Annotated in this window: 6 protein-coding genes; 4 read left to right on the forward strand and 2 right to left on the reverse strand. The window is 60.2% G+C overall.

Translation table 11 applies throughout. The features are described from left to right. On the reverse strand, positions 1 to 139 hold a 139-nt coding region (locus ACXJKO_RS29485), incomplete at its 3' end, for a transposase (protein ID WP_457093552.1). A 94-nt stretch (positions 140 to 233) separates the two neighbouring features. Here ACXJKO_RS29485 and ACXJKO_RS29490 point away from each other — a divergent pair. Then, entirely contained in the window at positions 234 to 977 is a 744-nt protein-coding gene (locus ACXJKO_RS29490; RefSeq protein WP_457094582.1) for a class I adenylate-forming enzyme family protein, read from the forward strand. A gap of 248 nt (positions 978 to 1,225) precedes the next feature. On the opposite strand, the gene ACXJKO_RS29495 is transcribed toward ACXJKO_RS29490, so the two are convergent. Then, positions 1,226 to 1,906: a GntR family transcriptional regulator gene (locus ACXJKO_RS29495; RefSeq protein WP_457094583.1), complete on the reverse strand. Its 681-nt coding sequence runs from the start codon at positions 1,904 to 1,906 to the stop codon at positions 1,226 to 1,228. A 357-nt stretch (positions 1,907 to 2,263) separates the two neighbouring features. Here ACXJKO_RS29495 and tcuA point away from each other — a divergent pair, with 357 nt between their 5' ends. From tcuA to ACXJKO_RS29510, 3 genes are all read left to right on the forward strand, one after another. Next, positions 2,264 to 3,652, forward strand: coding sequence for an FAD-dependent tricarballylate dehydrogenase TcuA (gene tcuA, locus ACXJKO_RS29500; RefSeq protein ID WP_457094586.1), 1,389 nt, complete (start codon positions 2,264 to 2,266; stop codon positions 3,650 to 3,652). Further along, the gene (tcuB, locus tag ACXJKO_RS29505) at positions 3,639 to 4,796 is read left to right on the forward strand and encodes a tricarballylate utilization 4Fe-4S protein TcuB (protein ID WP_457094584.1); all 1,158 of its coding nucleotides are present in this window, start codon (positions 3,639 to 3,641) and stop codon (positions 4,794 to 4,796) included. Before tcuA ends, tcuB begins: the two co-directional genes overlap by 14 nt. Before the next feature lie 104 nt (positions 4,797 to 4,900). Beyond that, positions 4,901 to 5,346: transposase (locus tag ACXJKO_RS29510; protein WP_457094585.1), on the forward strand; the 446-nt coding region annotated here is incomplete at its 3' end.

Raw genomic sequence — 5,346 nt, forward strand, 5'->3', positions numbered from 1 at the left:
GCAGGTAGAAGATCGCATCGACGATGCGCCGCAACGGGTAGGTCTGCCGCCGCCCGGCTGGATGGCTGCGGGGGACAAGGGGCGCGAGCAACGCCCATTCGGCATCAGTAAGATCGCTGGCGTAGGAACAGACATCCATGGTGGGGCTCCTGGATCATCAAACAGCCCGCATCCGCTTCAGCGGCCCAGCGTAGAACCTATTCTGAATCAACGGCTTGCCCCGAGCAATAAAATTGCTCACCAGCCTCTTACACTCCATTGAGTGGCAAATTTACTCTGGTGCTCCCATGCCGATCGGCATCTTACGTGCTCTGAAGGAAATGAGCGGGCGCATTGGAACGTCGTACGGCATGTCTGAAACCTGTGGTTCCGTGACATATGCTAGGCCAGATACGGACTTGGAGACGCTTGCAGTTACGATCGGCCGCCCTGTTCCGGAAGGGGAAGCTCGGCTCATCGGCGACGATGGACTTGTAAGTGAAGTCGGAAAGCGTGGGGAGATACAAGTCCGCCCCAAATATTGCATGCTGGGTTATCTCAACCAGCCTGACCTGAGCACGAAAGCTTTCACGGACAATGGCTGGCTCAGGACCGGCGACGTCGCGGAGCTTCTGCCAGACGGGGACCTGTGCTTTGTGGGACGTTTGTTCGATATGTTCAAGTCAGGCAGGTATAATGTCTATCCGCGCGAAATCGAAATTGTTTTAGAGACCCACCCAGCTGTCGCACTCGCTGCAGTGATAGGAATGCCTGATCCGATCTTCGGCGAGGTCGTTATCGCGGTTGTCGAATTAAAACAGAGCGCTGAAGTGAACCCGTCTGGTCTCAAGGAGTGCTGCTCTGCCCAACTTGCCGACTACAAGATCCCAAAAAGATTTGAGCTTCGCCACGAACTGCCACTACTGTCAGTTGGAAAGGTGGATAAGGTAGGCCTCCGAGCTGAGTTGCTGGTCTCAGACATAGGTAGCAACCTCTAAAAGAGTTCGTTTACTATGGTCGTGCCCTGACCTGCAGCGCAAGGGACTTCTTGTCAAAACTCTTCTCAGCGGAATTCGGCAAGCCTTCGGTCCAGGCCGCCATCTTTCGGTACACTACGGAAGAAGCTCAGACGTCCGTTATCGACGGCGAAGCAGCCGTTCCTGAAGGGTAGGGGAGATTCCTACTTTGACCCTGATCTGACATTCCCGGAAGTTGTTGCGGGCAGTCTCAGGCTACCCAAGCCCGACTAACGGTCCTGCAAGAGCTTCAGGCGCGACCTCAAGGCTTCCCTGATGTGCGCCCTTGCCACGTTCTCGGCCCGGTCGGCATCATGTGCCGCAATGGCACCGATAAGGGCCTGGTGTTCCTCGGCCGCCGTCGAAGGCCTGCCCCCGATGCTGAACGTGGTCGCGCCCAGGAGTGCGATCCCGTCCTGAAGCTCCTGCAAGGCGCTGTCGAGGTAACGGTTCCTGGCCGAGCGGAAGATCATCTCGTGGAAGGCCCGGTTGAGGCGGGCCATCTCGGCAGGGTCGTTCGACCGAGCCTCGAAAGCACTTTCCAGGTCAACGAGGGCATCAATCTCCGAGGGCGAGGCGTGCTGGGCCGCGAGGCGGGCCGCGGCGCCTTCCAGGATCTCACGCATGGCGTAGAGTTCGAGGACCTCGGCAGTCCCGAGACTGCGCACGACCAGTCCTCGCCCACTAGCCGGCTCCACTAATCCTTTTGCCAGAAGGCGGCCCAGCGCCTCTCGGACCGGAGTGCGGCTGACCTGGAGGCGTTGGGCCACGTCCTCCTCGCGCAACCGGTCGCCTGGGCGGTAGATCCCCACACGGAAAGCCTGACAGAGCGACCGGAAGACTGCCTCGCCCAGCGGCGTGCCGGAATCCCGGCCAACCAGTTCCAGTTCGTGGGAGGGTTGATCTGCCATCCGAGCTCCTGAGGACGCTGCTCGATTCTATGAAGCATCGAACATGGCAATTGACTAGAGCGTACGATTGGATATGTTTGTATACAAAGGTGTTCAAAGTTCAAGCTCTGGAGCGGGGCAACCTGAATGGGCGCAAGCCCCGCCATTGGCACCTTCGGCGGGGCAATCGGATAGGCATCCTCAAAGATGACGACTTGGCTGCTCGGCCGATGCTGCTCTGCATCAGATGGAGTTCCGAGAGGTGTGCAAGGGGGTGGAGAAATGAGAGTGGGAACTGCGGTCTCGAGAGTCCGTCCAGCGGAGCCGGTGAACGAGGCCTCGCGTCCAAAAGTACAGGCCAGGACTGTTCCGGTTGAGCTGACACGCAAGTATGACGTCCTGGTCATCGGCGGCGGCAACGCGGCTCTCTGCGCGGCCATTAGTGCCCGCCGTTCGGGGGCTTCGGTGCTTGTGCTCGAAGCTGCTCCTAAGTTCTACCGTGGCGGCAACACGCGTCACACGCGCAACATGCGCTGCGCGCATGATAAGGCGACCGAAATCCTGACCGGCCCCTACACCGAGGACGAGTTCTGGGAGGATCTTCTGCGGGTCACGGGCGGGCAGACGGACGAGGAACTTGCCCGGTTCATGATCCGCGAGTCCAAGGAGATCCTTCCCTGGATCGTCGAGCAAGGCGTTCGCTGGCAGCCGTCCCTCGGCGGCACGCTCAGCCTGGGCCGCACGAACTCGTTCTTCCTCGGCGGGGGAAGGGCGATGCTGAACGCCCTCTATCTCACCGCAGAGCGCCTCGGCATAGACGTGCTCTACGACGCAGAGGTCGTTGACCTCGATATTCAGTACGGCAAATTTCTGTCGGCCACAGTCGCCTACGGCAGGCAACAGCACAAAGTGCATGCGACTGCCCTGGTTGCTGCTGCGGGAGGTTTCGAGGCCAACATCGAATGGCTGAAGCAGTACTGGGGCGACGTGGCCGACAACATTCTTGTTCGCGGGACGCCCTATAACCGGGGATCGGTGCTCAAGATGCTGCTCGACAAAGGTGTGCAGCAGATCGGCGATCCGACGCAGGGACACTTCGTTGCCATTGACGCGCGTGCGCCGCGGTTCGACGGCGGCATCATCACCCGGCTCGACTGCGTCGTCTTCGGCATTGTGGTCAACAAGAACGCGGAACGCTTCTACGACGAGGGCGAGGACATCTGGCCCAAGCGCTACGCCATCTGGGGCCGCCTCGTCGCCACCCAGCCCGACCAGATCGCCTACACCATCTTCGACGGGCCTTGCCTCGAAATGTTCATGCCATCACTCTATCCGCCGGTGAAGGCGCACAGCATTCCAGAGCTTGCCAGCAAGCTTGGGCTCGACCCCCAAGCTCTTGAGACCACCGTCAAGACTTTTAATCAGGCTGTGCGTCCTGGCACGTTCGACCACACGATCCTGGATGACTGCAAGACAGAAGGCCTGGATCCGCCGAAGACCCATTGGGCCAGACGGATCGAGACGGCGCCGTTCTATGCCTATCCGGTCCGGCCAGGTCTCACGTTCACCTATCTGGGCACGCGCGTGAACAAAGAGGCCCGGATGCTGATGGCGGATGGTACGCCTGCGGCCAACATGTTTGCCGCCGGCGAGATCATGGCTGGCAATGTGCTCGGCAAAGGCTATGCCGCCGGCATCGGAATGACTATCGGCAGCGTCTTCGGACGCGTCGCCGGACGAGAGGCTGCGAAAAATGCACGCAACTGAAGCACTCAAAGAAGCCGACCGTCTGATGACGGTCTGCAACTCCTGCCGCTATTGCGAGGGATTGTGCGCCGTCTTCCCAGCGATGGAAATGCGCCGCGCCTTCACCGACGGCGATCTGAATTATCTTGCCAATCTCTGCCATAGCTGCGGCGCCTGCTACACCGATTGCCAGTTCTCGCCCCCGCATGAGTTCAACGTCAACGTTCCGCAGACTCTGGCGAAGGTCCGCAACGACTCCTACAAGTTCTACGTCTGGCCGCGGGCGCTCGCGCCTTTGTTCGAGCGTAATGGTCTGGCAGTCAGTCTCATCATGGCGCTCAGCGTCGGTGTCTTCTTCTTCACTCTGATGGCCATCAACGACCCCGCCGTGATGTTCGGGGTGCAGACGGGACCGGGCGCGTTCTACCGGATCATGTCGCACAACGCGATGGCCGGGGTGTTCGGCGCCGCGTTCTTCTATGCCATTGCAGCCATCATCATGGGCTTCCGCATGTTCTGGCGCGACATTGGCGAGACGACGGAGACCCTGACCAACGGTGTCTCGGTCTGGCAGGCCATGAAGGACACCATGGCGCTCCGTTATCTCGATGGCGGCGGTCCCGGCTGCTTCAACGAGGACGAGCGGCCGAACGACCGCCGCCGTCTCTTCCACCACCTGACCTTTTATGGGTTCTTCCTCTGCCTGGCGGCGACCAGCACGGCGACCCTTTATCACTATTTCCTCGGCATAGAGGCTCCATATCCCTGGTACGACCTTCCCGTCGTGCTCGGAACGATTGGCGGCATTGGACTCGTGATTGGGCCGGCAGGCCTGATGTGGGCGAAGGTCAAGCGCGATCCGGTTCTTCGGGATGACAGCAGGCGCGGCATGGAGGTGGCTTTCATCATGATGCTGTTCCTGGTCAGCTTGACCGGTCTCATGCTCCTGGTGCTGCGTGCAACGCCTGCCATGGGCACGATGCTCGCGCTGCACATGGGCTTCGTGTTCGGCTTCTTCATCACCATGCCCTACAGCAAGTTCGTTCACGGCATCTACCGCTTCGGGGCGCTCGTCCGCTACGCCAAGGAGCGGCGCGCACTTCACGAGCCGACCCCGTCGAAGGCCAAAGTTCTCGCCATCCCTGAGGCCAAAGCTGGGGCTTGAAGGATTCATTTCAGAGTCTCTAGCTGACCCTGGTTGTGTAAAAACGCTGGCGGCGGGACAAGGCAAGCAGTGGTAGGATAGCCCAGCCTTGTTTGGGGGATCCGATGAGACGCTTTGTTGAAGGCGTGGATCGCGGCCAGACCACCCTGTTTCCCGAAAGCCTGGAGGACTGGGTCAGCGACGATAACCCGGTGCGCGTCATTGACGTCTTTGTCGACGCGCTCGATCTGAGAGGCCTCGGCTTTGAAGGCATTGTGCCCGAAGCAACCGGACGCCCGTCGTATCATCCCGCCATCCTGCTCAAGCTCTACATCTACGGCTATCTCAACCGGGTGCAGTCCAGCCGACGTTTGGAGCGTGAGGCAGGCCGCAATGTTGAGCTGATGTGGCTGACGGGCCGCCTCATGCCCGATCACAAGACGATCGCCAATTTCCGCAAAGACAATGGCCGCGCCATCCGTCAGGTCTGCGCCCAGTTCGTCATTCTCTGTCGCCAGATCGGCCTGCTGAACACCGCCAGCGTGGCCATCGACGGCTCCAAGTTCAAGGC

It is taken from the genome of Microvirga sp. P5_D2 (genome assembly GCF_054049475.1).

Bases quoted from the DNA above. Each gene is read 5' to 3' on its own strand.
- ACXJKO_RS29495 (WP_457094583.1), bottom strand. From the start codon at position 1,906: ATGGCAGATCAACCCTCCCACGAACTGGAACTGGTTGGCCGGGATTCC.
- tcuB (WP_457094584.1), top strand. From the start codon at position 3,639: ATGCACGCAACTGAAGCACTCAAAGAAGCCGACCGTCTGATGACGGTC.